The organism is Actinomadura sp. NPDC000600, from assembly GCF_040492135.1.
Classification (GTDB): domain Bacteria; phylum Actinomycetota; class Actinomycetes; order Streptosporangiales; family Streptosporangiaceae; genus Spirillospora.
The window spans coordinates 108,794-134,802 of the sequence record NZ_JBEUPD010000027.1 but is presented as its reverse complement, the minus strand read 5'-3'; the positions used below and the strand labels follow the sequence as shown (position 1 = coordinate 134,802).

The 26,009-nt window shown below is 66.6% G+C and carries 23 protein-coding genes; 12 read left to right on the top strand and 11 right to left on the bottom strand.

The window, feature by feature from the left end; translation table 11 throughout:
* Positions 1-185, top strand: a 185-nt coding sequence (locus ABWI07_RS31580) for a BRCT domain-containing protein (protein WP_353820793.1), incomplete at its 5' end; no start/stop codon positions are given.
* 350 nt (positions 186-535) lie between these two features.
* Here ABWI07_RS31580 and ABWI07_RS31570 read toward each other — a convergent pair.
* The 3 genes from ABWI07_RS31570 to ABWI07_RS31560 all read right to left on the bottom strand — a co-directional run bounded on the left by ABWI07_RS31570 (position 536) and on the right by ABWI07_RS31560 (position 3,425).
* Positions 536-1,411, bottom strand: coding sequence for an HNH endonuclease (locus ABWI07_RS31570; protein WP_353820792.1), 876 nt, complete (start codon positions 1,409-1,411; stop codon positions 536-538).
* A complete protein-coding gene (locus ABWI07_RS31565) occupies positions 1,412-2,995 on the bottom strand; it encodes an AAA family ATPase (RefSeq protein ID WP_353820791.1) in 1,584 nt (527 codons plus the stop codon). It lies immediately after the preceding gene.
* A 64-nt stretch (positions 2,996-3,059) separates the two neighbouring features.
* Entirely contained in the window at positions 3,060-3,425 is a 366-nt protein-coding gene (locus tag ABWI07_RS31560; protein ID WP_353820789.1) for a hypothetical protein, read from the bottom strand.
* 706 nt (positions 3,426-4,131) lie between these two features.
* Between ABWI07_RS31560 and ABWI07_RS31555 the strand changes: the two genes are divergently transcribed.
* Positions 4,132-4,905, top strand: coding sequence for a hypothetical protein (locus tag ABWI07_RS31555; RefSeq protein WP_353820788.1), 774 nt, complete (start codon positions 4,132-4,134; stop codon positions 4,903-4,905).
* Between the two features lie 219 nt (positions 4,906-5,124).
* On the opposite strand, the gene ABWI07_RS31550 is transcribed toward ABWI07_RS31555, so the two are convergent.
* On the bottom strand, positions 5,125-5,367 hold the full coding sequence (locus ABWI07_RS31550) for a hypothetical protein (RefSeq protein WP_353820787.1): 243 nt from the start codon (positions 5,365-5,367) through the stop codon (positions 5,125-5,127).
* A 618-nt stretch (positions 5,368-5,985) separates the two neighbouring features.
* Between ABWI07_RS31550 and ABWI07_RS31545 the strand changes: the two genes are divergently transcribed.
* Complete coding sequence (locus ABWI07_RS31545; RefSeq protein WP_353820786.1) at positions 5,986-7,701, top strand: hypothetical protein; 1,716 nt, start codon at positions 5,986-5,988, stop codon at positions 7,699-7,701.
* A 563-nt stretch (positions 7,702-8,264) separates the two neighbouring features.
* On the opposite strand, the gene ABWI07_RS31540 is transcribed toward ABWI07_RS31545, so the two are convergent.
* Both ABWI07_RS31540 and ABWI07_RS31535 read right to left on the bottom strand, forming a co-directional pair.
* Entirely contained in the window at positions 8,265-8,810 is a 546-nt protein-coding gene (locus tag ABWI07_RS31540; RefSeq protein WP_353820785.1) for a restriction endonuclease, read from the bottom strand.
* Between the two features lie 141 nt (positions 8,811-8,951).
* Positions 8,952-9,449, bottom strand: coding sequence for a DUF6119 family protein (locus ABWI07_RS31535; protein WP_353820795.1), 498 nt, complete (start codon positions 9,447-9,449; stop codon positions 8,952-8,954).
* A 465-nt stretch (positions 9,450-9,914) separates the two neighbouring features.
* On the opposite strand from ABWI07_RS31535, the gene ABWI07_RS31530 reads away from it, so the two are divergent.
* Entirely contained in the window at positions 9,915-10,226 is a 312-nt protein-coding gene (locus ABWI07_RS31530) for a hypothetical protein (RefSeq protein WP_353820784.1), read from the top strand.
* A 621-nt stretch (positions 10,227-10,847) separates the two neighbouring features.
* Here ABWI07_RS31530 and ABWI07_RS31525 read toward each other — a convergent pair.
* Complete coding sequence (locus ABWI07_RS31525) at positions 10,848-11,162, bottom strand: hypothetical protein (RefSeq protein WP_353820782.1); 315 nt, start codon at positions 11,160-11,162, stop codon at positions 10,848-10,850.
* Positions 11,163-11,714: 552 nt separating this feature from the next.
* Here ABWI07_RS31525 and ABWI07_RS31520 point away from each other — a divergent pair.
* On the top strand, positions 11,715-13,376 hold the full coding sequence (locus tag ABWI07_RS31520) for a hypothetical protein (RefSeq protein ID WP_353820781.1): 1,662 nt from the start codon (positions 11,715-11,717) through the stop codon (positions 13,374-13,376).
* Positions 13,377-13,378: 2 nt separating this feature from the next.
* Here the strand turns inward: ABWI07_RS31520 and ABWI07_RS31515 are convergent, their stop codons facing one another.
* The 4 genes from ABWI07_RS31515 to ABWI07_RS31500 all read right to left on the bottom strand — a co-directional run bounded on the left by ABWI07_RS31515 (position 13,379) and on the right by ABWI07_RS31500 (position 18,166).
* On the bottom strand, positions 13,379-14,341 hold the full coding sequence (locus tag ABWI07_RS31515; RefSeq protein ID WP_353820780.1) for a hypothetical protein: 963 nt from the start codon (positions 14,339-14,341) through the stop codon (positions 13,379-13,381).
* Positions 14,342-15,287: 946 nt separating this feature from the next.
* Complete coding sequence (locus ABWI07_RS31510; RefSeq protein WP_353820779.1) at positions 15,288-16,253, bottom strand: hypothetical protein; 966 nt, start codon at positions 16,251-16,253, stop codon at positions 15,288-15,290.
* Positions 16,254-16,822: 569 nt separating this feature from the next.
* Positions 16,823-17,797 carry a C40 family peptidase gene (locus ABWI07_RS31505; protein ID WP_353820778.1) on the bottom strand — a complete coding sequence of 325 codons (975 nt, stop codon included), beginning with the start codon at positions 17,795-17,797 and terminating at the stop codon, positions 16,823-16,825.
* Positions 17,798-17,845: 48 nt separating this feature from the next.
* On the bottom strand, positions 17,846-18,166 hold the full coding sequence (locus ABWI07_RS31500) for a helix-turn-helix domain-containing protein (protein WP_353820777.1): 321 nt from the start codon (positions 18,164-18,166) through the stop codon (positions 17,846-17,848).
* A 184-nt stretch (positions 18,167-18,350) separates the two neighbouring features.
* On the opposite strand from ABWI07_RS31500, the gene ABWI07_RS31495 reads away from it, so the two are divergent.
* The 7 genes from ABWI07_RS31495 to ABWI07_RS31465 are packed head-to-tail and all read left to right on the top strand — an operon-like array spanning position 18,351 to position 25,998.
* Positions 18,351-18,842 (top strand): hypothetical protein, encoded by a 492-nt coding sequence (locus ABWI07_RS31495; protein WP_353820776.1) that lies wholly within the window; start codon positions 18,351-18,353, stop codon positions 18,840-18,842.
* On the top strand, positions 18,839-19,144 hold the full coding sequence (locus ABWI07_RS31490; protein ID WP_353820775.1) for a hypothetical protein: 306 nt from the start codon (positions 18,839-18,841) through the stop codon (positions 19,142-19,144). The genes ABWI07_RS31495 and ABWI07_RS31490 overlap by 4 nt, the downstream gene beginning before the upstream one ends.
* Positions 19,141-19,884 carry a DUF8175 domain-containg protein gene (locus tag ABWI07_RS31485; RefSeq protein ID WP_353820774.1) on the top strand — a complete coding sequence of 248 codons (744 nt, stop codon included), beginning with the start codon at positions 19,141-19,143 and terminating at the stop codon, positions 19,882-19,884. Before ABWI07_RS31490 ends, ABWI07_RS31485 begins: the two co-directional genes overlap by 4 nt.
* Positions 19,884-21,281 (top strand): hypothetical protein, encoded by a 1,398-nt coding sequence (locus tag ABWI07_RS31480; protein ID WP_353820773.1) that lies wholly within the window; start codon positions 19,884-19,886, stop codon positions 21,279-21,281. Before ABWI07_RS31485 ends, ABWI07_RS31480 begins: the two co-directional genes overlap by 1 nt.
* Positions 21,271-22,746 carry an SCO6880 family protein gene (locus ABWI07_RS31475; RefSeq protein ID WP_353820772.1) on the top strand — a complete coding sequence of 492 codons (1,476 nt, stop codon included), beginning with the start codon at positions 21,271-21,273 and terminating at the stop codon, positions 22,744-22,746. Before ABWI07_RS31480 ends, ABWI07_RS31475 begins: the two co-directional genes overlap by 11 nt.
* A 16-nt stretch (positions 22,747-22,762) precedes the next feature.
* Positions 22,763-24,208, top strand: coding sequence for a putative type IV secretion/conjugal transfer ATPase (locus ABWI07_RS31470; protein WP_353820771.1), 1,446 nt, complete (start codon positions 22,763-22,765; stop codon positions 24,206-24,208).
* Entirely contained in the window at positions 24,205-25,998 is a 1,794-nt protein-coding gene (locus ABWI07_RS31465; RefSeq protein WP_353820770.1) for a type IV secretory system conjugative DNA transfer family protein, read from the top strand. Before ABWI07_RS31470 ends, ABWI07_RS31465 begins: the two co-directional genes overlap by 4 nt.
* The last annotated feature ends 11 nt before the right edge of the window (positions 25,999-26,009 follow it).

Genomic DNA, 26,009 nt, shown 5'->3' with positions numbered 1-26,009 from the left:
ACGTCACGCGCCTGGTCGAGCAGGCCGCGGCCACGACCGCCTCGTCGGTCTCGGCCAACACCGACTACCTGCTGGCCGGAGACAACGTCGGCGCCTCAAAGACCGGCAAGGCCGAGAAACTGGGAGTCAAGGTCGTCCACCAGGACGAGCTATGGCGCTGGCTGACCGAATCCGGCGTCATCTGACTAATTGGCAGGGGGCGCAATCGTTGCCGGCACCGCTATGGACGGTCTTCCGGGTACCCAGCACGAGCCGAAGACCAACCTTGCCTGCATGCTCTCCTCCGCGGGCTCGACCTCGACCGCGACGCTGTGAACGCCGACCTTACCTTGCCCTTCCACAATGGCGGCGCAGAATGACTCAGCACCAAGACCAAGATGATCAACGCCAGATGCACGGACGCGCAGGTTCCCGTTCCTCCGACACCGAATCTTGCTCGGCTGACCCCGCTGTCCGTCGCCACCGAGTGTGCGACAGAGCCGATAACTGGACAGCCTCTCACCTGGCCGGCCAGCGCAAGGGCTGGAGCAACCGGCTAGGAGGCCTCGGCCTCAGCAGGGACGGGGGTCGATAGGTCGCCGAACCCACCGCCGCAGTACCAGACATTCTCGGCCAGGGCCCGGTAGGTGGCCGCCTCCCAGCAGTTGCGGTTCGTGGCGCTCCAACTGTCGGCCTGCCTAGCCAGATGCGCGCGGACGGTGTCGGTTCCCGCCTCTACCAGCAGGCGCTCGAGCTCCCCGGCGATGCCGCTCAGGAGCTCGGCGGCGTTGACGGTGTAGAGGTTGCCCAGGTCGAAGGTCTGGAAGTGGTGTCGGACCCGTGCGGCCAGCTCCGGGCTGCAGCCCGGCGGGTCGACCACGCAGAATTCCACGATGGGCGGTGTCTGCTCGCGGACCTGGCCGGCCAGCCAGGTGTCCCCGGCGATGTCGTCGAAGTAGGGATGCAAGGTCTGCTCGCTGGCCCGCTTCGGCCTCCGGTTGCCTTTGGTGGTGTTGCAGTCGCGGCAGGCCGGGACCAGGTTGTCGGGTGCCACCGACAGATACAGGTACACCGACTTGGGCAGGTGGTGATCCACGGTGGTGACTCGGCCGACGCCGCACAGTGGGCACTTGCGCGCCGCCGTCATCAGCTGGTCGTACACGACCCGCCCAGGGCGGCCTTGCCTGGCCATCTGCTGCTCGTAGAGCTTCTTCAGGATCTCCCGATCGTGCTTGACGGCGGGGGCGAATCCGTCGGGAGCCAGCAGGTGCAGCGTCCCGGTCTGCGCCGCGGTGCCGAACCAATCGGCGGCGGCGCTGACCTGCTCGGCCAAGCCGGTCAGGCGTTGCCGATTGCTGGCGTCACGCAGGCCGCCGAGGCACAGATGGTAGGTGTCAGCGGCGGAGGTGGCCGGTCGCGGCAGCGACCGCATCTACCGGCCCTGCGCCGCGTGCCGGTCACGCCGGGCGATCAGTGCCCGCGTGATGGCCTGGGCCTCGCGGCCGAGCCGCTGACCGTAGCGCGCCATCACCTGCTCGAACGACAAGCCGGCCTCCACCGTCTTGGCGAGTTCGGCGTGAAAGCCCGACTCGGTTACCTCCAGCCCGAACACCTCCCGGGTCAGCACGCCGACGTTCTCCCCATAGGTCTCGATCGCCGGCTGCTCGGAGACCAGGACCTCACCCGAGCGGCGCAGCAGATGTACGCAGCTGCTGGGGATCTCCTGCAGGACCACCGGTGAGTGCGTGGCGATGACGGCAGCTCCGTTGCGCTCGATGAGCAGGTCCGAGACCGCGCGGATCAACGCCGACAGCAGCGGCGGGTGCAGGTGGGTCTCGGGCTCGTCGATCAGCACCAGGGTGCGTTCGGCCACCAGCGACGCCAGGTGCGTCATGGTCAGTAGCACGATCTTGTGGCCGGAGCTCAAATCGTCGAACAGCTCACGCGCGTCCGGCGCTCCGAACGAGCCGTCGATGATGCCGGCGGCGGCGAACAGCGGGTCGGACTCCAGCGTTCTCACCGCCCTTATCCACCGCGCGCGGCTCCCCCGGTCGAGACCGTTGTGAATGAGGTCATGGTAGGTCTCGGCGGGGCCGCTGGCAGACCGGCCGCGGTCCGCCGGTTCGGCAGCACGGGACCGGCCGTCCGTGGCACCGTTGGCCGCTGCACCGCGCGCTGGATGGGGCGTTGTGCGTGGCGCCGGGGCAAGGGTGACCAGGGTGCATTTGACGCCCTCCACACCTCGCGTGGTATGGGAGTCGGTGAACTCCTCGAACTGGTCGAAGGCGCTGAAGGAGACGACGACGAGATTGACGAACAGCTGCTCGGGGTTGCCAGTCCCATCGAGCACGACGCCGCCGATGCGGCCGACCTCGTCGGGGTCGGGGGCATCGGCGGCAACCGCACGCGCAAGGTTGCGCAGCAGCCGGGTCTTGCCGACTCCGTTGCTCCCGATCACCGCGTGAATGTTGGTCGGTGGGTGAGACCTTGGGCGGATCCTGATGTTCAGGCGGGGAGGTGGCCCGGCCGTCGCGGCGGCGGGCCACACATAGTCGAACTCATACAGCGCCCACGTTCGGCCTCCGGCGGCGATACGCCTGTGCTGCCCGGCAACGGTCCGGGCGTCCACGTGGCGCAACAGCGACGTCGTCATCACCGGCTCCTGCAGCACACGCTCGAACAGCACGGCGTCGAACGCCACGTCCCTGAGCGCCCGCAGAATCGACCGGCGCGTCTCCGCCCCAAGCTGGTTGAGGTTCTCGTAGTAGGAGGGATCCTGTCCGACCGAGAAGTAGTCCGGGCCCAGCTCGGTGAACTCGCCAGGGATCTCGACCCGGCTCGGCGAGATCATCCCGAACCGGCCGATCTTCACTCGGCCGATCTCCCGGACACCGTCGTCGTCCCTGTACTCCAGAAAGAAGTTCGTCTTGAACCCGAAGTCGTCCCAGTCGTCACGAATCAGAAAGCAACCCAAGCCCGGCCGCAACTGCCGCGACTCCCAAAGCCGGAACTCCATGCACGTGCCCCCGCGCCCCTGCCGACGCCCTGCCAGCGGACCAAGGTTATTTGATGTCGCGTCCTTACCTCACCAATGCGCGAGGGACGGCCGGGACAGGCCACATCTTCACTTCAACCACCGTCACAGATATCGCCAGGGCACGATGGTCGCCGTCCGCGAGCCCTACCTCGTCAACCGCAAGGCGAACCGCATCGGCAACCGCGCCACCAACCGTGCTGCCGACCGTGTCGGCGGCACCACAGCGGGAGCTCGCCGCGGCGTCGGCGTAGCTCAACACGATCACGAGGCGCTCCTCCCCGTTAGGGGTGGCGGGGATGGGTGCGATGGAGCCGTCCGCCGCGAGCACGTCGACGGCCACGGGCGAGGTCGAGTTCGAGGGCGGCGGGGCCTTGATGGAGGCGTACCCGCGGAACACACGGACGTGCACGGCCCCGGGCTACGGCCGGGGCCGGTGGGGACCTCGATGATGATGTCCAGGACGCGGTGCAGCGGGGCGGGGGGCGGCAGCGCCGGTGAACATCGGACTGACAGTCGGTCGCCGGGGAAATCGGTGGCGCTGTGCTCTGGCGCGCGCCTGGGTCGCCAGCCACCAGCTGCGCACCGTCTCCAGAAGCCGGTCAGGTAGGCTGCCGTCTGGCTGAGCCTCCATTGCGATGCCGGGTGTCGTGACCATGGCAGCACCAAATGGGCGGACGGCGCCGGATCCGATGCGGGGCGTGCCGTGCCCCGCCGTCGCCGGGCACGGCCGCGGGGGCGGCAGGGTGAAGACCTTCCATCAGGTGCCTCCTTAGGATGGCTGCGGTACGAGACAACCGGGCGGCGTCGGCGAGTAGCCCTTGAGCGCGGCCGATGCCGCTCACCATGGAGAATCCCCGCCTTACCGGGACGTCTGAAAGAGCGTAGTTTGGTGCCCAAGCGTTCAAACGACTTTCAGGCGGTCGTCTACTTCATCAGGTCGCATGTGGATGCACACGCCGCGGTGACTGAGTCGGCGTTGCTGCCCGACCGTACCGGTGCAGGTACACGCGAAGTCGATGTGCTAATCACCAGCCGTGCCCCGGGGCAGGGAGTTCCGGATCGGTGTCGAATGCCGCGATCACCGCAGGGCCAACGACATCGCTTGGGTAGAGCAGGTGCGCACCAAGCAGGCGGATCTGGAACTGGACCAGATGGTGCTGGTCTCCTCCAGCGGCTTCACCGGGGGCGCGGTCGCCAAGGCCCGCTACTACGGCATCGAACTAGTGACCCCCGAACGGCCGATCCCCATCGACGGGCCCCTCGGCCGCCTGGGGCGCCCGCGCCTGGAGTTCCGTGAGGTGATCATGGATCGGTTCATCTCGGTCTCCGATCACGTTCACCACGATGGGCGCCTCCAGCAGATTCCGCTGGCCGCGGGCGGTGCGGTCTTCAACGCGGAGGGCGCTCAGATCACCAGCATTGCGCATATCGTGGCGGACATCCTGAATAAAGCGGACTTGCGCCAGGTCGTGGCCGACGCTTCCGGTCAGTCCGGGGAGTTGCGCGCCGAGGTGAACGACCTGGCCCTTCGCTCTGCCGATGGAGGCGAGCCGATCAAAGCGTTCGTCAGCATGCAGGCCGCTCCTGAGAAGCTGCTGCGTCTGACCTCGATCAGCGCCGTAATCAGTGCCCAGGTCGTGACACGGCCAGTACCGCTGGCGGCAGGGAACCCGCAGAGCGCGGCCTATGCGATCGGCTCGGGCCAGGTTGGCGGCAACCAGGCTCTGGTGGTGTTCTCCGAATCCTCCGATGGCGCGTGCGTGTCGGTCCGGTTCACCGACCCGCACGGGGAGGTCACCGACTGGATCGCTGATCGTTCGACTCAGACACTACGCCCCCACGGTGAGATCGCCCCTGACCCTGCTGATGAGACCCCAGACGCGCTCTGAACCCGCGACGACACCCCCACGCCGCCGCCCGGCCCCGGCGATCCATCCGATCACCATGACTATCCCGGAACCTGGGCGGTTCGATCTTGATCCGTTCCTGACGCAGTGGGGCCCGGCCGGTACGTCGAGGCCAGCCACCAAAAAGGAGCAGAGTAGGGCATGGGGAGGCGACGGGGGTTTCAGAAGGGTCTAAGCCGCCATGCCGACCGAAATTCGGTACTAGGCGGAGTCGATGTGCGTCGTCGAAGGCTGAACCGGCCAGCGATGCCAGAGGTCAGGCGGAACCCCGACACCTTTTCCATGCGTGCCTTCATCCTGCTCTTGCAACGCACGCCCGTCGTTGGCGAGGAGTTGCACGCCGAGGAGGGCTCCGATCCTTTTCCACTTGGCGTCGCTCCACTGCGGCGATTTGGCGGCCTGGCGCTTGCCCCACTCGACTGCTTCTGGGGTTGGTTGCAACATGTGACTCCTATAACTGGCATCCCGTGGACAGGCACACCATCCTGGATATGTCGCCATCATCCCGTAGTCCCGGATCGGGGAAACACCTCTCCGCTGCGCGCCCAGTCCATGCATCGGTCGGCGCGGTCGAGCGCGGTTCCATGGCGCGGCCCTTCGTCAGCGCACGCTTGGGTGGTGCAGCAGTTGCCAAGGGGCCGTAATTGATCTTGCGCTTCGTCGTCATGGCGGCCGACATCGGGTTCACCACCGCAAGTCACGGTCGTCCAGCAGGACGAACTGTGGCGCTGGCTGGCCCAAGCCGGCGTCATCTGACTACTTGGCAGGTCAGGTGACAGGCGGGCGGCCAGGCCGGATGTGAACCTCCCGTTTGCCTCTCCACTGCTTCGATGCGGCGTAGGCGGTCGAGGACCAGGCCCCCGCGCAGCAGCGCCGGGGGGCCTGCTCCCATCTGGAGCGCACGGCGGTATACCCGCCGCAGGTCGGTACGCGGCGGTGCCCCAAGGGATCGGTCAACTGAGTGGTTGATGGGTGGGGCCGCGAGGCCGACGACCGGATCCGGCCCGGTGGATGGCAGCGTGGCGGCGTTTTCATGCGGTTTGTCCGTGCTCAGATTGCCGTATGGCGAAGGTGAACTGGGAACGGGAGCCGGGCGAGATCGTCGAGGAGTTCGTCGCCGCGATGCTGCTGCTTGATCACCCTCACGGGAATCAGATCACCCCATCCCGCGGGGACCGGGGAGTGGACATCTGTGTGCGACACCCCGAGGGTTTCGACATCTACCAGGTCAAACGGTATGCCGGGAAGTTGACCGCCAAGCAGGCCAACGACATTGAACGCTCCTGGCGCACCTTCGTCGACAAGACCCTTCCCGTCCTTCCGGTGCGGTCGTGGACGTTGGTCACGCCCTGGGAACCCACCAACGAGCGGCTGGAATGGCTGGACGAGCTAACCGCTGGCCACGGCATCCGCGTCGGGTGGATGGGGGGCCGCATCCTGGACGGGATGGCTGCGCACCGGCCGTCGCTGGTGGAGTACTTCTTTGGCGACGGTGGTGCGCGTCTGCAGCGCCTCATGGCCGCGGCGTTGCACGCGGGCACGGAGGTTCCTGAACAGAAGGCGGGGGACGATCTGCTTGCCGCCGTGATCGGGCGGCATCAGGCGCTCACCGTTGCCCTCAACGAACTCGACCCCTTCTACCGGTATGAAGTCGAAGTCCGGACTGGCAAGGTCAGTGACCAACCCTGGGATGCCGACACCCACAGCGATCCCATGATTGTGCTCGTGCAGTATCAGCAGCTTGACGCGGTCACCTACCTGGTGATGAGGCTGATCGCGTTGAGCGCCGAATCCACTCGGCTCCGCCCGATCGTGATGTCCAGCGAGCTGACCGCCTCTCCCGGCACCTCCCAGGCCCAAGCACTCGCCGACTTCCGAGAGTTCGGGGCGCCCTTGCAGGACATGCCGGGCAGGATCACCGACGTCACCGGACCACCAGGAATCACCGCGCTGCCCGGGGAGGGACGCATCAGCATCTGGCCGCGGCCAGTGCAGAACATGCCCGACCTTGAAGTACGGGCGCTCTCCGCCGACGGCTCGGTCCTTCAGACCCTCGACTTGGTCGAGGTGGAGAACGGCCGCGCTACCGCCGGCCCCGGCGTCTGGATCGCCGCACGAGACAGCAGCGGGGTGTTCCGTCTGGAGCTGCGCCTCAACGGGTCCGACAGAAGCATGCTGGAGATCACTCCGATGAACCTGGCGGGGCGCACCCCGGCCGAGGTGCTGCCTGCGATGAGGCTGATCGCCTCCCTGGAGGACGGCAATGCCCTCGTGCTGGCGATCCGTGGCGGAGGAAAATCCATCAGCCCGGTATGGCAAAACCTGAGGTCTCCGCTGACATCCCAGGCCAAATCGCATGTCCCGGCGCTGGAAGCCTTGCAGACCATCCAGGTGCACACCTATGAACGCGTAGAAATCCCCGACCTGCCTGCGGGACCGGCCTTTGCCCAGTGGTGGGGCCGAACCTTGAACATCGCACGGATCCTGAACGGCGAACAACTCACCGGCACATGGACAAAGCTGCCGGTGCCGAGAAATCTCCTTCCCGCAGACGACGAGTTCGCCGTCACCATGACTCTTCCCCTGCTGATCGACATCGACGGCAGGAAGATCCGGCTCGATATGGACCAATACGTCATCCGCAAGAGCGCCCGTGTCCATGACGCCACCGGCAACCCACCCCACGGCGACACCATCACACTCATCCCCGGCTCGGACCCAGCAATGACCGTTACAGCCGTTGCCCGCGCTGACCTGCAACAAGTCAAGCGATCGTGACCGCAGCTGCGGAGCCTGCTCACCTGACACCAGAACAACCGGACTTCCAGGCCTCCACCCGGCCCCGACCAGCCCGGATCTCCGCACCCGGCAGCAACGTCATCAGGGCCGACCACCGCGACTCACTGCCCCAACCCCTTACCTGCTGGTCGTCCCACCCCGCGGCCTGATCGAGGACCTGCTCGCCCAACTCCACCGCGCCGAGAACTGGACCTCCAGACGAGTTGCGCGCCAAGCCCATGCCTGGCCGGAGCCGACCCGGCCCGACCTTCCCGGCAGCGCGTACGTCTCCGCGAACGCCGACCTTGATCGCCGGCGGGCACCAGCGTCGACCTCAGCCCGGCGCACCCATCTGTGCACCGTCTCGGTCAAGGTGACTCCCAGCTAAGCTGCGACGGCCTTTCTCGCCGTCCACCGGGGTCCGCACGGACCTCGGCCATCATGCGAACCGCGCGCCAGTGCAGCTCAGGGGCGGGGCGCGCCAATGGCTCGGTCCATTTCAGGGACGAGCCCCGATCCGACCCGAGGCGCTTCAGTCGCAGTAGTCGAGAGGACTCTGACCTTCATAGCTTGAGCGATGTTCCGGCCATCCAAAGGCCGAGTTCCTCTCGGCCGATCATCACGATCCTGCCTCTGCCCTCTGACTGTGCCTGCGCGGTATAGCCAGAGTTGGTAACCAGAACTCCGCGGTGTCCTGCATATGTGCTGTGCACGGCCCCGATGAGGTTGCGGATGCGGTCGGGAGGCACGTTCCTGGCTTGACGCTTGCACTGGACGGCGATCTTGCGTCCGTCGGGTGTGCGTGCCGTGATGTCCACGCCCCTGTCGCCGCTTCGGCCGATGACCGCGACGTCCCGGTATCCGTCGCGGCGGAGGAGTTCGGCGATCAGTTCCTCGAAGTCTGTGCCGGTCATCACGTCGACGCGCTCGAACCTGGCGATGCTCTTCAGGCGTTCCTCGCGCTGATGAGCCTCGTGCTTGGCGAGTTCGTTCAGCACGGTGATCGCCCCAACGATGACGGTCACCAGGACCAGGACGCCCACCAGCCACGGCCAGCAGTCCTGCACGAAATGGATCAGAACGCGAACGACGGTCACGAGCAGCCACATGCCTATCGCCCCGGCGATAAGCGATCCGGAGGCGATCCCTGTCGTGACGAGTACTGTCCGGACGATCGATGTCTCTCGCGGTTCAGTAGGAGAGGGGTGATCCATGGTCGTCTCCGGTTCACGCGGTTTGGGGAATGCCGATTAGTTCGTATTCGGCTCAATGCTGCTGGTGCAGGACCGTGCCGGGTGGGATGCCGGCGGCACCTGCGATAGCGAGAAGAGCCGATCGACGTCAACGGGCGCGCCCTGATTGGACTGGATGCCGAGGACGACCTTCTCGGCGGTTTCAGAAGCGATGAGGCGACCACCGTCGAACTCACGATGACCTGGGTGAACTCCACCCCGCGCCCAGGGAGAAGGCCGGAGTCTGAGCGGGAACAAGGCTTGATTGGATAGATGACTAAGCGGTGCGGATCCTGTGGCCAGCTTGACGCGAACGAGTGCGTCGTTGTGCCCGCGCAGGTCACAAATCTCGATCCGTTTACTCCAGTTTAGGGGTTGGAGGTTCCGCGGCGGTACAGAGAGACGCAGCCGTCGCGAAGCCGAGATGCAGTGTTGTTGTGGTCCTATGACGGGAACGCTCTGCTCGTCCCGACCTAAAGGTGCTTCGCAGACGGCGGCGATCAACGGGGCCCACATCCACTCCAGCGGCCTTAGGGTCAATTTTCCGAACGCCTCTCGAATCCGGGCAAGCTCTCCCGCGATGTCACTCACGGCGATGCGCCCTTACGTCCGGATGCTGTCATAGGATGAAGGTACAACGCCTCTGCGACATTTCGCCGCTCCCTATCGCGCCGTGCGCAGCGTCGCCCAACGCTTCTCTTCGGCGAAACCCCAAGCATTCCCCCCAGACGTCTACGCCGAGTTCTTCGGCCGCAACATCACCGCATTCGGCGCGTTCCTGGACCAAGTTCTCGGCGAAGTCGAAGATCCTCCGCTCCAGCACGTGGAGAAGGCGCTGCGGCGGGCAAGTCGGATGCCACAGCACCTGGTTCGACAGCGGCAATGTCCTGGAGTCGTCAGCTACTTCCAGGGGACGAATGACTCGATCTCTCGATCAGCGCTATAGCTAGAAGATCATTTCAGGCTGCGAGTTGGCAGATCGTGATCATCAATGACCGGGCGGTGGCCATGTACACCGGTCGGATCCGTCACGCCATCTCTAACCTCGCCAACATGGATCCCGCCGTCCCCGAGACCACCGGCCCCGCCGAACTGCGCGCCGCCATGGTCACCAGGCTTATCGAGTCCGGTCGCCTTCGTACACCCGCGATCACTCAGGCGGTCCGCGACACTCAACGCCACACGTTCGTGGCGGACGCGGACCGCGAGACCGCCTACAACTACGCCGCCGTCTCAATCAGGTGGAAGCGTAGATCGCCTCCCTCGCGGCGTATGCGATTACGGCCTGTGTAGGACCGGTGATGCCGATCCAGTTCCAGTGGAACATCACGTGGAGGGCGGTCACGGCGTGGATCCCTCCTGTGAGGCGGCCGCTTGCGCGCAGAGGCGTCATCTTTGCCAGGACAGCAGGAGGCAGGCCTCCCAGGGGCTAGTGATCCTGGTGGCGGTCAGGTTTGCGCCAGCCGTTCCGCCGAGGAGGCAGGGCGGCCCGTCGGGGCGGCGGGGGCTTTGTGGTGCAGGTGCAGCAGTTGCGGGGCGGGGATGGGGGTGAGGGCATTGGCGGCAATTCGGCGTCCGACGGCCAGGAGGCCGCCGGTTCCGGGCCAGAGGCCGCGGCAACTGAGGCGCGCCACCTGCTGAGGGTCGCTCGCGCATGCTGCGAACACCGTCTCGGCCTTCCCTCTGGCGGGCGAGGTCGCCGAGGGCGCGGGCGGCGAGCTGCTGGGCGCGGGCGATGCCTGAGGTCCCGTAGCACCGGACGGCCGCCACGGTTGGAACTGGCTTTCGCCGTTCTGGTGATCTGAGGCCACCACGCATGGCCGTCGACGGTGTGGCGTTCCCAATGGTCGAACCACTGGCAGATGCGGGCGATCGCCGCTGGTTGTCCGCCGGTGCGGACGCCGTCGCTCATCGTCAGGACCAGCAAGACAAGATGCCCGGCCATTCCATGGCCATTCCATGGGTGCTGCGACCTCCGGCGGCGCCGAGCTTGTCCCAGTAGGGCTGGTAGGGCACCACCAGCCGGGGAGGCCTCCGAAGGGTTCGGTGAGCCGGATCAGGTAGGTCAGCGTCGGGGAGCAGGTCGGAGAGCAGGTCGACGGCGCCAATGCGGCGCAGGGCGACGCCGAGGTTGGTCAGCACGCAGATGAGATGGAACTCGGGGTAGGCCGGGCGCCGGCGCTGGTCGATACGCCGGTGTGCGGCTTCCAGCCGTTGACGCGTCACCACGGCGGTCCCCTGCGGCGGTGACCGCCTTGGCGCGGTTGAGCCCTGCGTGGTCGGATACAGCGAGGACGAACGCGAGCGCGGGAGATCCGTAGTAGAGGCTGGCCCCGTCGGCGACGCTGACAACTTCGGAGACGGCTGTTCGAAGTGCCGTGTGCGCGGCTAGGAAGTCGCCGGTCTCCAGGGGGGAGCGGGGCGATGCCGGGCAGCTCCTTCGGCGAGCTTCTGCTCCCTGGTCATAATGTCCCGCTCAAGGGGCTCTGACCGAGGACGGACCGGTCTTGGCGCCTGCGGCGGGATCCGGTGCGGGCGTGGAACTCGGTGCGGGCGATCGTGCGGGCCAGCCGTAGGCAGTGCCTCTCGGATGCGATGTCTACACCGATCATGCGGACGTGGTTTAGGTGCAGCAGGTCCGCCAGCACCTGATCGGGGTCCAGCCCGTCCTGGTCGGCCAGTGCTCGGTACGTGGCCAGCGCTTCGACGCGTCCTGCTAGCTTCCGTAACGTGGTTTACCCAAGTAGTGAGTCGGTTCGGCCCGGTACAGCGCTCGCCCTGTTGACCGTCCCTCTTGTCTTCACGCAAGACGACCTGCTGACGGCAGGCGACTTCATTAAACGCGCCAAGGAGCGCGGGTTTACGCTGTCCCTCGAAGATCTCCGCCAGTTGCACAGCCATCGTTTGCTGCGACCACTCTACCGGGCGACTGACACTGCGGCAGAAGGCTGGCGCATTGGCGTCGGCTCGGCAGGAGGAATGAACGTCCGTGGCTGGACCTTCCAAGCCGCACTTGAGGGACGGTTGCGGGACCCAGCAGACGAAGGTTTTTCGGCAGCGTGGTCCTACGTTCGACCAGCTGATACGGCAGACGATCACTGGTGGAACGGCTTCGTCTACTCATCGTGGCAGTTGCTTGATCTGAAGAACATCCTTAGTGCATACAGATCGGCCCAGTTGGGGCATCATCATCCCTATTCGCCGCGTGGCCTGCACCGACTGGTTCTCGCGCTCGCCACGCTTTCACCACTCTACCTACCAGGCATTCTTGGCCAGCTCAGTATGCCCTCCGGACGGGACGGCGCGATCTTTCGACGCGTCAGAGCAGAAATGCAGCCTCAGGAGCTGCTTGCCGTGGCTGGGTTCGATCCTGCGCGCCTGCGCGGAGCGGCAGAATCGCTACTCGCTCGGAGCACCGATGATCCGCTCCGTAAGTGGTTGCCGCTGGTGCGCTATGCAAACTACAAAAGCTGGTCGCAGTTGAGTGGCACACCTCTAGCTTGCATGTGGCAGCGTGTTGCTGCGGAGCTTCTCCTGCGGGCTCACGAGGAGCTGGCAGAAGCAGGCGAGTTGGAACCGCTTCCTAACCTGAGTGGGGAGCAATGGTGGACCCCACTTCACGACCGGCTCGGAGCCGATCACGCGGAGGTTCGTACGCTGGAGCGAGCACTCGCCGAGTTTGGTCTGTCTCCGCATCCGCGCGTCATTTTGCTAGTTGAGGGCGAGACTGAACTGTTCCACGTGCCGCGCCTACTCGATGGGCTGTTCGGGATCACGCAACCGCAGCAGGTACGTGTCCAGATCACCAAGGGGTCAGGGTTCAGCCCGCAACTCATTGCGCGGTATGGGATTACGCCAAGAGTGGGACGTCGTATCCGTGACAGGTGGCTCTTGGACGCATCTCTCACGGCGTTGGTTATAGCCATGGATCCAGAGAACACGTTCGCAACACAGGAAAAGCGAGATGAAGAGCGACGCAAGCTTCAAAATGCAATTCGAGAGGGAGTCAGATACCAAAATGCGGATATCAGTCAGGAGGAGTTGGACCTGTTGGTACACATCCGCGTCTGGGGTGAACACACGTATGAGTTTGCGAACTTCACGGACGACGAGCTCGCAACAGCAATCACTACTGTCGCCGAAGAGCAAAGTAGCCCAGGCCGCGACAGCCCTTCATGGGATTCTGACCTGCTTCAGGCGTTGCAACACGCGCGTTCCAAGCATCAGGACATCAAGAAGGCGCTCGATCGTATGCGAGTCAGAGAAGATAAGGTCAGACTTGCACAGATCTTGTGGCCAGTCCTCCGCGAGAAATGTGAGCGCGAGCTTTCCGAAAGACGCGAAGAGACGCCGGTCTTGAGGCTAGTTCTTGAGGTGTATCAACTTCAAGCACGCATGGCAGGCCTTTTTGCTCTGGCAGGTCCAGCCGATAGCAGCGCATAGCGTTAAGTCGTAACGTCTTCCTTTGTCTCGGTCGTCATAGACTTCAGTTCTTGCGACTCGCGATCAGCCAACCAATCACTTACGTTTCCGTCGGAATCAGTGAAGCGCACGGACATCTGGCCGCCAGGGAGTCCCTCACTTAGCACAACGAAGACATTATTGCCGACCACGCTACCGTTTCCTGCCGCATACCCAGCCCCCTCCAGTTCGCCAGTGGTGAGCTGTATAGGCCGGATGCACACCTTTACCTCGCGGAGGAAGCGGATTCTGTGAAGGGGCAGTAACGTGGGTAAATCAGTTTCTTCGCGCAGATATGCGTCCAAGAAACCCTCGCGATCATAAGCCAGGTACTTCTCCTTGCCTTGTGCTGTTGCCGCAGGTTCACGCATACCCTCTTGCTGGGCGGCTTCAGCAATTGACCGTACGATGTCGCCGACCGTGCCAATGCGTGAACCGTCTGCCCTAAGTACTATCCAGTTGATACCGAGCTGCATCTGCTGGACTGTGCCGCCACGCTCAACCCAGCCCTCGACCTTCACTAGCGGACCGAAGTTGATCTCGCGCGTCTCCACTCGGTGGCACAACAGAGCGGCCAGGGGGCCGTCTTCGGGGACTGCGGTCCCGGGTACGACGACTTCCATGTTTAGCTGGCGAGCCTTCTTCTCAGCGTTCTTATAGAAGCCTGACGAGGACACCAGCACGACCTGATGAGTCGGCAGGTCTTGATGCTTCGCCCACATCGCTTCCACCCACGTGACATCTGCCTTGCGTTTGCGATCACGGCACTCAATGCCGATGCGCACGGTGCGGCAAGCCACTTCGGCCTCGATCAGGACGTCAACTTCGCGGCTTTGGCCTGTTCTGCTGTCGGGCAGCGAAGCTGACTCGGTGACACGGGCGTTCGCAGCCCGGTGATGCATAAGGAAGAAGACGATGGCCTGGAAGTCATTGGTACGAGGGGGCATGTGTCCGATGCTACACGTTTGGGTTTGCTTCGGTGTCGATACTCCATAATTAGGGTGATGTAACTAGAGAAGCATTGTTGTCTACAAGTCACGTCCAGTACTACAAGCGCGGTGGTTCGTAAACCCGACAGTAGAATGGTCCCAATAGTGCTGCAAATGACGAGTCTCGACCTGGCAAGTTGGCACCTGCCTCGCCCCTGTTTGGCGATCGCCACGCACGCATGAGGGAAGCTTGCGATTTGCCTGACGAGTTCAGGATCATCCAGCCACATGAACGCTCCCAGCGTTCATGTGCCAAACGAGCGAGATCCGGCTCCCACGTTCTGCAACCAAGCGGAAGTTACTGCTCCCGGACGTCAGTCGTCGCAACACATCGCGACCGTAGTACTACCAGTTGATCTCCCTCGGGATCAGCGCCAGTACGTCGTGGCCTACAAGAACGGTAGCGAGGCTGCGGCGGCCGTGAATGCGGTGCGGAACGGATCGAGCAGTGAGAAAGCCGAACGTTCCCTGCGCCAACTCAACACGGACGAGGCGCTGAAAGTTGATCGACCTAACGAGGCCAAGCTTGCCGAGTTTTCAGAAGGCTCGATGAGCTGGACAGCCTGTCAAGGGGTTCCGGGACATCCTTAAAGCCTAATTCGCGCGCAGCAAACGAAGCTCCCGCCACCTTCGTCGGGTGGGATTTCGTCATGCCCGAAACCAGCTTTAGAAGCTGGACGCGGAGCGCGACCATCGTCAGCACAGAGCCACGGTGCGCCTGGCACACTGCGCGGACGGGCCGGCTTGTGCACGGCTACGCCGAAGCGGTCGAGTTGCACACCTCCGCGTCGGTCACGGTCCATCGAGTCGGCTCCGTCCAGCCGAGTCAACCTGTTCGCGGTAGGAGGTTGCCAGAAACTCCGCTGCCAAGCCGTTGGGCTGGCCAAATGAAACGCTGAGTTCCCTAGTTGCCACTCTTGGCATGGACCACGGCAATCACGATTACGACGCCCCATCCTGCCCAGCCGATCAGCATTGCGTACCAGTACCGATCTGAGAATTGAACGCGCGGGCTGACATGGATACGCGGAGTCGGACTCGGTGCCGGCTTGGCGTACCTGGCTTCTTGTGACAATGTGGCATTCGCGCTGCTCAGCGCCCGGGTGGCCGCTTCCACCTGCTTTACAGCCTCATCTATTGCCCCATTTTGCTGAGGTAGACCTCGAACTTCTTGCGCAACCGCAAGCAACGCCACGACTGTGTCCGGCAGATGGCTGAGGGCTTTTGCTGCCTCGGCCAACAGGACCGCGCTTTCACGGAGCCCCTTTAAATCCCTGCTCGCGTGAAGCAGCATCTCCGCACTGTCAGGCAACTGATGCAGGTCCCTGGAGGCGTAACGCAGCATCTCCGCGCTATCAGGCAACTGATGCAGGTCCCTGGAGGCGTAACGCAGCATCTCCGCGCTATCAGGCAACTGATGCAGGCCCCTGGAGGCACTGTGTAACATCTGTGCACTATCAGGCAGTCCGACCAGGTTCGTGGCGGCGTCGTGCAATAAACTGATCGACTCGGGGTCCAACCGCGGATAATGCTCCATCACTCCCCGCAGCAACTGAGTAAGCTCAGGGAACATGTCAGCGACGGCCGACATGTCCTCACGAACTTCCTTCATCGCGTCGTTGAGCATAGCCTCCATCGAGGCTTGATCCAGATCCCGTAGCCCTGCAAGGGTACCCTGAGGCTCTTTCTCCCGTTCGGCCTTCCATTCACGAAGAAGGTCAGCGTGGTATGTAACCTCATCATGATCAACGATGTCGTGACACGGACCGCAGAGAAGGATCAGATTAGGAAATGCGTTCCGATCAGGTCCAAGCATCGCCTTGATCGCCCGAGGACCGTCGTCCTCAAAAGCGTGGATATGAGCAACCATGACATTCTTCTTAGGAACGCCGTCTCGGAATCTGATTGTCGGCTCGCCACACTCTGGGAAGTAGCAGCCACCTCCCGACAGCAGGTAGAGGGCTTCGACAATACCTGCGTTGTACCTCCGAGTAGCCATCCGCACCTTCTGTCCAGTCGAGCGGAGCGCTCCAACTTGTGTTGCCAGACCAAACATAACCGCAACCCCTGACAGTCCGAGCGACCCACGTCGAGATCTACATGGCGGGGCATGCCGGGGCGTCGCCTGCCGCCCGGTTGAGAGAGGGCCTTCGACGGCTTTGATTGCCGGAAACGTGGCAATCATCACTGTCGAGAGCAGGCCGATCAGTGGTCGCGTTCTTCACCGAACTGCTGGTGCACACCGAGGGCCGATGGTTACGCAGGCCGTTCCGCCTGGAGCGTTGGTGCCACGTCACACCATTGGTGAAAGCCCGAGGCTAGCGGCGGCGTGTTCAGGTGCTTGCGGTCACCTGGGGCGTGGGCGCGCGCGTGAGAGGTTCCGGGGGCATAGACGGAGCGGGTCGGTGGGGTGGCGTGGGTGCATGCGCGGGCCCCCATTCAGGCTTCGGTGGTGTGGGGTGCGGGGCGGGTGGCGCCGATGTATTGGCGTTCGCGGTAGGGGTTGCCGGTGAATTGGGAGATGCGGACGACGTCGCCGGTGTGGGGGGCGTGGATCATGCGGCCGCGGCCGTAGTAGATCCCGACGTGGTGGATCGTCGCGGGGTTGCGGGGGTTGGTGGCGAAGAAAAGCAGGTCGCCGGCTTGGAGGTGGGGCCGGGGGATGTGGGTTCCGGCGTTGTATTGGTCGGCGGCGATTCGGGGTAGGCGGATGCCGGCTTGGGCCCAGGCGTATTGGGTGAGGCCGGAGCAGTCGAAGCCTTTGATGTCGGCTCCTTGGGCGATGCCGTAGGTGGGGCCGGAGGGTCCGCCGCCGCCCCAGGAGTAGGGGGTGCCGAGCCAGCGGAGGGCTGCGCGGACGGCGGTGGCGCCGCGTCCGGTGGCGGTGGGGGCGGCGTAGAGGGCGGCTTGGGCCAGGACTTTGCGGACGTACCAGTCGGCGTGGTTGTACTGCCAGATGGCCCGGTAGAGGCGCTTGCCGCCTTTGCCAGCACCGCCTGCGCACAGGTACTGGGCGGCGCCGTGGATGGCGTCGGCGGGGTTGTAGCGGTCTTTGCGGCCGTCGTGGTCGCCGTCGATGCCGTAGGCGGCCCAGGTGGCGGCGAGGAACTGCATGGGCCCGCCGGCTCCCGCGAAGTTCTGGCCGGAGTGGACTCCGGGAGCGGTGGAGCGGCCGTGGTCGGATTCGACCTTGCCGATGGCGGCCAGGACGTTCCAGGGCAGGCCTGGGCAGGTAGAGGCGGCGTCGAGGTACCAGCGCAGGTAGGCCGGTGGGATGTCGCGTTCGGCTTCGGCGGTGGGCGCCCCTGCCAGTTCTGAGCCGGTTCCTGCGGCGGAGTTCTGGCCGGCGAGCAGGATGACCAGGGCCAGCGGGAGGGCGAGGGCGGCGGCGCATGCGGTGGCGGCGGCTTTCACCGCGTCGGCCGCTGCACCGGCCGCCGGGGCGGGCTACTCCTGGCTGACCTACTCCTGGCTGACCTGCTCCTGGCTGACTTGCTCCGGGGTGGTCTGGTTCTGGGCGCCGGTGCGGGCGCGGCGTTGGGCGCGGTATCCGGCGCCCTTCTTGGGTTCGGGTGGCTCATGTGCGGTCTCCCCCGGTTGGTGGGGCTGCCGCAGCACCTCGCGGACTGCTTGCCAGGAGTAGCGGAAGTCCTTGCCGGTCTTGAGGGCGGGGATCTGCCCGGCGTTGGCCATCCGGCGGACGGTCTGGGGCGAGAGGCCGAGTTTGGTCGCGAGTTCGGCGGTGGTGAGGACGTCGGGGTCGCGGCCGGGTGTCTCGGTCATCGCGGGGGCTCCTGGTTCGGCGGTCACGGGTCGTCCTGTCCAGTGTGGTGGACGGGCGCTGCGGAAGCACGTTCTTGAGGTCGGATGGTTCTCGAAGAAACTTTTTGACGTTGCTTGCGCTCCATAATCTTGCCACGTACTGTGAGCGACCAACAACCCAGCGCATTGATTCGGGGGTATGCGGGTGAGTCTTCGACAAACCGGAACGATCCCGGCCGAGCAGTCGGCAGAGGTCATGGACGTGGTCGTGGCCGGCGCGCACGGTGGTGCCGGAACCTCCACGCTGGCCGCGTTGCTGCCCGCGGCGTGGGACATGGGCTCGATCGGCCAGCTGCTGGATCTCGGCCAGGCGCCGCTGCAGGCCAAGGGCCGTCCGGTGGTGCTGGCGGCGCGCAACACCGCGTTGGCGGCCACGCACGCCACCGCCGCGATCGGCGCGCTGCACGAGTGGGGCGAGCGCGTGACCGTGCTCGCGATCGTCAGCGACGGCGGACCGGAGACACGGGACGCAACGGCCCGCTACGGGCTGCTGACCGCGCGGGTCGGTGGCGTGGTGCGCGTCCCGCATGTGCGGACGCTGCGGCTCGTCGAGGACCCCTCCACGGTCGCCCTGCCGGGCAAGGCGCACCAGGCCCTCGCTGAGATCCGGCGCCTGGTCAGTGAGGAGCGCCGATGAGTCCGCTCTCGTCGGTGCTCGCCGCGGTCCTGCTCGTGGGCGCGGATGTCGATGTGCCCGATCCGCCCCCCGCTCCCCCGCCTGGGCTCGATAGCAAGATGGAGACGCTGCTGGCGTGGGGCAAGTGGGGTGTGCTGATCTGCGGCGTCGCAGGCCTGTTCATCTGCGCGGGCCAAATGGCCATCGGCCGCAAGAACCGGTCCACATTCGCCGCCGACGGAGCGACCGGCATCCCGTGGGTGCTGGGCGGGCTGAGCCTGGCAGCGACAGCGGCTCCGATCGTCGGGGTGTTCTTCAAATGACCCGGGCGAACGACACGAAGTCGTCGGACGGCGTCGTGTGGTGGCGTCGCGGCCCGGTCATCGCGGCGTCGGTGATCGGCGGCGGAGTGCTGGTCGGGCTTGTGGCACCTCCGGTCTTCAGGACGCCTCCCCCGACGACTCCGGTGATCGTGCGGACAACGGCGCGAGCCGGGCAGATGGTTAGTGCGCCGCAGATCTCCTTCGCTGGCGTGGCGTGGCGGGACTACCACGGCGTTCTCCTGCCCTACTCCGCTGAGGACGGGCCACGCGACACCGCCGCCGATCTGGCGTCAGGGTTCGCTCGGACGCCGCGCGGGGCTCTGCTGGCCGCGATCCATATCGCGGTGCGCGCCAACGCGCAGTGGGGCAGCAACGTGTTCGGGCCGACCATCGAGCGACAGGTCACTGGCCCCGACACCAGCGCCCTGCTTGATGCGACACGCGAAGCCTACGAACAGCTGAAGGGCCGCCGTCCCGACGGCGCTGTGCTCGGCCGCGGCTACATCGTGCTGGAGGCGTTCCGCTGGCAGGGCTACTCCCCCGAGGCGGCGAGCCTGGATCTTGTGTCAGCGGGACCGGGCGACAGCGATGTGACGGCCCGCGCCGTGACCCGGCTCCAACTGCAGTGGCAGGACGGTGACTGGCGTCTTCTCGCTCCCCCGGGCGGGACATGGGCTGGGGCAGCGTCCCCTATCGACTCGCCGGACGGCTATGTGCCCCTCCCGAACGGGGGCGCCTGATGTTTCCGCTCGATCCCTGCTCACCGGTCATGGACCCGGCCTGCGTCCAGCCGGTCGACAACGACGGCCACGGCGGCGGAAGCCCGTTCCTGCCCGGGATACCCGACATCCCGGCCATGGTCGGCGGGCACATGCTGGACGAGGCCGCCAAGTCGTTCCAGTCGGCGGTCGGCTGGCTGATCTCCAACACCGCCGCCTGGTGGGTCAAGACCCCCTCCCCCGACCTGGAGGGCGAGCCGGCGATCGGGTACCTGCAGCTCCTGGTCCAGCCGCTGACGATCGCGGTCGCGGCACTGGCGTTGCTGGCGGTCGCCGCGCGCATGGCGCTGTCGCGCAAGGCGGTTCCGCTGATCGACGCCGGACGCGGCCTGGTCGTGCTCGCGACGGTCACCGTGATCGGCACCGTCCTTCCGAATCTGCTGCTGCAGTGGGGTGACCAGTGGTCGGGCTGGGTGCTGGACGCCTCCTCGCAGGGAGACTTCGCCAAGCGGATGACTCAGATCGTGATGGTGCCGAGCGGGACACCGGCCGCGCTGGTCCTCATCCTCTGCCTCATCGCGCTGATCATCGGCATCATCCAGGCGATCCTGCTGCTGTTCCGCGGAGCGGCGCTGGTCATCTTGGCCGGGCTGTTGCCGCTGGCGGCCGCAGGCATGATCACCACCTCGACCCGCTCCTGGTTCACCCGCGTCTCCGGCTGGATGCTCGCGCTGATCTTCTACAAGCCCGCCGCGGCAGCGGTGTACGCGACGGCGTTCACGCTCGTCGGCAAAGGCAAGGACCTGCGCGTGATCCTCATGGGGTTCGTGATGATGCTGATCAGCCTGATCGCCTTCCCGGTCCTGCTGAAGTTCTTCAACTGGACGACCGGCGGCACCGAATCCAGCACCGGCGGCGGAATCCTCGGCGCGCTGATGGGCAGCGCCACCGCGTTGGGCGCGCTGCGCGCCTACGGCGCCCTGGGCGCGGCAGGTGGACGGTCGGACTCGGCAGGCGAGCACGCCGACTACCTCAACCAGCAACTCGGCGACCAAGGCCCACCAACGCAGCCGCCGTCCGGCAACGACCCCACCGACCAGCCACCCTCCCCGCCCGGCCAACCCCCTGGCACATCGGCACCGGCCGAGGGTCTCGGCCATCACTCTTCCGATCCAAGCGCCCCCGCAGGAACCAGCCGTCCCGGCACCGACCATCCCGGGTCAAGCCAGCCCGCGCCGGACGGTCACGGGTGGGCTCCGCCCGACGGCGGTCACGGCGAACCGGTCGGACCCGCCGGCATCCGCGCGGCCGACCGAGAACGCCGTCGCGGGGAGGACGCCGTCCGCTGGGCCGCCACCGGCGGCTTGGGCGGACCGACCGGCGCGGCCGGAGGAGGGGGTGGCGGCGGTGGAGCATGACATCCGCACCTACGGCGGCTGGCGACGCCGCCAGGGCATCGGCCTGCTCGGCCTGGACACCACCTCGACCTTCATCGCGCTCGGCACCGCGATGCTGCTCGTGCTGGTCGCGGCCACCGCTCCGCGGCTGCTGGTCTACCTACTCCCGCCCGCCCTCATCGTCGGCGCGCTCAGCCTGCTCCGGGTCGGTGGCGTGCCGCTGGCACGGATCGTTCTGGCGCGGTGCCGCTGGCACTGGGGCGTGTGGCGCGGCCACACCCGCTACCAGGCCGGCGTCGTCATCGACCACCCCCGCGCGTTCCAGCTCCCGGGCGTGCTCGCGCCGCTGACGCTGCTCAGTGCCGAGGACGGTTACGGCGGCCGGTACGGGATCGTGTGGGACCGCCGCGCCGGCCTGCTGACCGCCACGCTCCGAGTCGTCCCCGCCTCGACCTGGCTGGCCGACCGCAGCGACGCCGACACCTGGGTCGTCTCCTGGGGTGGCTGGCTCGCGGCACTCGGGCACATGCCCGCCGTGCGCTGGGTGAGCGTGACGGTCGACACCGCACCCGAGCCCGGCTCGACACTCGCCGACGCCGTCGACCGCGCCGTCGTGGACACCGCGCCGGAACCGGCCCGCACCATCATGAGCGAACTCGTCCGCACAGCTCCCGCGGCAGCCGCCGATGTCGACACCCGCGTCTCGATCACCTTCGATCCCAAGGCGTCCGCGTCCGGCCCGAAGGACCTGTTCGAGGCGGTCGCCGAACTGGGCCGCACGCTGGACGGGCTGGCGTCCCGGCTCGGTGGCTGCGGTGTATCCGTGCTGGGACGCGCCACCGCTGCCGAGATCGCCGGGGCGGTACGGATCGCCTTCGACCCCGATGCGCGCGGCGAGGTGAACCGGCTGCTCGCGCGCCCGAACTCAGAAGAGATCCTGTCCTGGGCTGATGCCGGGCCGGTCACAGCGACCGAGCACACCACGCACTACGAGCACGACGGCGGGCACTCGGTGAGCTGGGCCTGGCACGAGCCACCCCGCCAGAACGTGCGCTCCGACGTCCTGGCCAAGCTGGTCGCGCCCGGCCCGTTCCCCAAGCGCGTCACCCTGCAGTACCGGGCGTTGCCCGCCGCGGCGGCGAGCCGCGTCCTGCAACAGGAGGTCAATGCGGCGGCGTTCCGCGCCCAGTTCCGGCGCCGCACCGGCCGCGACGAGACCGCCCGCGACAGCTGGGACGCCGCCCGCGCCCGCCAGGCCGCCGCCGAGGAAGCCATGGGCGCCGGGGTCTGCCTGATCTCGATGTACGCGACCGTCACCGTCACCGACCCCGGCCAGATCCAACGCGCCGTGGCTCAGGTGGAGGCGTCGGCCGACTCGGCCAAGATCCGGCTCCGCCGCCTGTGGGGCAGCCAGGCCACCGGATTCGCCACCACCCTGCCGTGCGGCATCTGCCCACCCGAACTGTCTCGCCGCCTCTTGCACTGAACCGGAGGAACCGAGCTTGCCCAACGCCGAAACCGCAGCAATGTCCGAGCCGCTCGCCCCACCGTGGGGCTGGCGCGGCCCAGCTACCGGACGCGCCGCCCACGTCGAAGCCTCCCCGCAGTTCCAGGCCACCACCAGCCAAGTCTGCGGCCTGTACCCCTTCACCGCCGGCTCAGGAACACCCACCGCCGGCACTCCCATCGGACGCCACCAGCTCTGGGGCGAGGTCGTGTGCCTCGACCCGCTGGCCTGGCTCCGCGAGGGCCTGGTCACCAACCCGGGCATGTTCGTCCTCGGCCAACCCGGCACCGGCAAATCCACCCTCGTCAAGCGCCTGGTCACCGGCGCCGTCGCGACCGGCACCACACCGATCATCCTCGGCGACACCAAACCCGACTACACCCTGCTGGTCGACTACCTCGGCGGCCAAGTCATCCGGGTCGGCCGCGGCTTCGACCGCATCAACCCCCTCGACGCCGGCCCCCTGGACCAGGCACGGCAACGCCTCACCGGAGCCGACGCCGAAACCCTGCGTTGGGAAGTGCGCTCCCGACGGCTCTCCCTGCTGCTGGCGCTGGCGACGCTCGTCCGCGAAGCCCGCATCACCAACGCCGAGGAAGTCGTCCTCGGCCGCGCCATCGACCTGCTCGACGAACGCCTGGCACACGACCCCACCGTCGTGGACGTCCTGCGCATCCTGGAGCAAGGACCAGACGAGCTGCGCTCAGCGACCCGCACCGACTCCGCCGAGTCCTACCGGGCCCAGACCCGCGACCTGGTCTTCACCCTCGACCTCCTCATCTCCGGATCACTCGCCGGCGTCTTCGACTCCCCCACCACCCGCCCGCTGAACCTGGACGCACCAGCGATCAGCGTCGACATCTCCCGCGTGCGAGCCGCCGGCGACAAGCTCCTCACCGCCGCGATGCTGTGCACCTGGGCCTACGCCTTCGGCATGGTCGACGCCGCCACCGCCCTCGCCGACCTCGGCGCCGCCCCACGACGCTCCTACCTCGGCGTCATGGACGAACTCTGGCGGGCGCTGCGCGGCGCCCCCGGCCTGGTCGAGCACGCCGACGCCCTGACCCGCCTCAACCGCGCCAAAGGCATGGCCTCCATCATGATCACCCACTCACTCGCCGACCTGGACGCCCTGGCCACCGAGGAAGACCGCGCCAAAGCCAAAGGCTTCGCCGACCGCTCCGCCATCACCGTCCTGGCCGGACTCCCACCACGCGAGCTGGCCCGCGTCCACGAGATCACCCCGCTCACCGGCCCCGAACAGCGCCTGGTCACCTCCTGGTCGGCCCCCGACTCCTGGCAACCCGGCGCCCGCCACCCCGGACGCGGCAAGTACCTCATCAAGACCGGCGAACGCCTCGGCATCCCCGTAGAACTCTCCCTCGTCGGCCCCGAAACCGACCTCTACGACACCGACCAGGCCATCCGAGGTGCTGGATGACACGGGCGCTGGGGCCGCGAGCATCGCTGTGGCATTCCAACGCGGGAGCCGGCTGGCTGGTGCTAGCCGCCTGCTGGACGCCCATCGTCGCGCTGTGGGTCGTGTGGGCTGCCGCCAAGCTATGCGCCGCCGCCACGGGTGGGACGGTCATGCCCTTCGGCTCCGATTTCGCGATCGCCCTCGTCAAGGGCCAGACCAGCATCACTTGGCCGGGAACACCCACACCGCTGGTCCTTCTCATCCTCGCGCTCCTGGTCACCGCGCTGGTGAGCGGCGCCTGGGAGGTCTGCTCGCGTATAGCTGCGCGCCTGCCCCAGCCTGGAGATGCTGTCGCCGCGCTCGCCGACAACCCGGGCCTGACCGCCCTTCAACCCGACGCCACCGCACGCAAGGCCATCGCGCTGAGACGATCTCTCGCCAAGTCCGCCCCAGAGGAGTTGGAGCGGGACGACATCGGCCTCGTCCTGGGCGACGTCCTTCTCCCCGGCGAGCGTTCCGGCCCGACGTTGTTCGCCTCGTTCGAGGACACCGTGGTCGCGTTCATGGCGCCGCGCTCAGGCAAGACGACCACCCAGTCGATCCCACACGTCCTCTCCGCGCCGGGCCCCGTCATCGCGACCAGCAACAAGGCCGATCTGTGGTCAGCGATCGCCACCGTCCGCGCCAAGCACACAGGCGGGAAGATCTGGCTGTTCGATCCGCAGCACATCACCTACCAGCCGCAAGTCTGGTGGTGGAACCCACTCGCCGGCCTCTCCACCGTCGAGGACGCCCACCGGCTCGCCGGGCACTTCGTCCTCACCGTCGACGACGGCCAGAAGAAGGACCTGTGGGGGCCGGCCGCACAAGACCTGCTGTGCGCCTTGTTCCTGGCCGCCGCAACCTCCGGCCGCTCGCTCCATCACGTGGCGCAGTGGCTGGACGAACCGGCCGTCCCCACGCCGATCGAGCTGCTCCAGAAAGCCGGCTTCCAGCTCATGGCCTCTTCACTCAAAGGCACCCAGAACGGCGCCGTCGAGACGCGAGACGGCATCTACCAGACCGCTCGGACGGCCGCCAAGGCACTGCGCGACCAGGAGATCCTCGCCTGGGTCACCCCCGCCCGCGACCTGCCGGTCTTCGACCCGGACGCGTTCGCGACCTCGCGCGACACGCTGTATCTGCTGTCGAAGTCGCTCTCGGCGGCGGCTCCGCTGATCGCCGCGCTCACCGACACCACCATGCGCGCCGCCGAGCGCCGCGCCGAACAAGCCGGCGGACGCCTGGACCCGCCGCTCATCGTCGCGCTGGACGAGGCCGCCAACATCTGCCGCATCGCCGACCTCCCCCAGCTCTACTCCCACCTCGGCTCACGCGGCATCATCCCGGTCACCATCCTGCAGAGCTACGAGCAGGGCGTCACCGTCTGGGGCGAGCCCGGCATGGCCGCCCTGTGGGGCGCCGCAACCCGCAAACTCATCGGCGCCGGCATCGACTCGCCCCGCCTCGTCCGCGACCTGGCCACCCTCATCGGGCAGCACGACGTGCCCGTCCGGTCCATCACCTACAGCGACGGACGCGCCAGCGAACAGATCTCGCTGCGCCGCCAGGAGATCCTCGAAGCCGCCGACATCCGCGCCCTGCCCACCGGCACCGCGCTACTGCTCGCGACAGGCACCAAACCCGCCCTCATCCGCCTGCGCCCCTGGTACGCCGGACCGCACGCCGCGGCCATCAACACGGCCATCAAGACCGCCGATATCGCCATCGCCGACGCCGCCCGCCGCCACTACCACCGCGACACCAACTGATCCCCCACCCC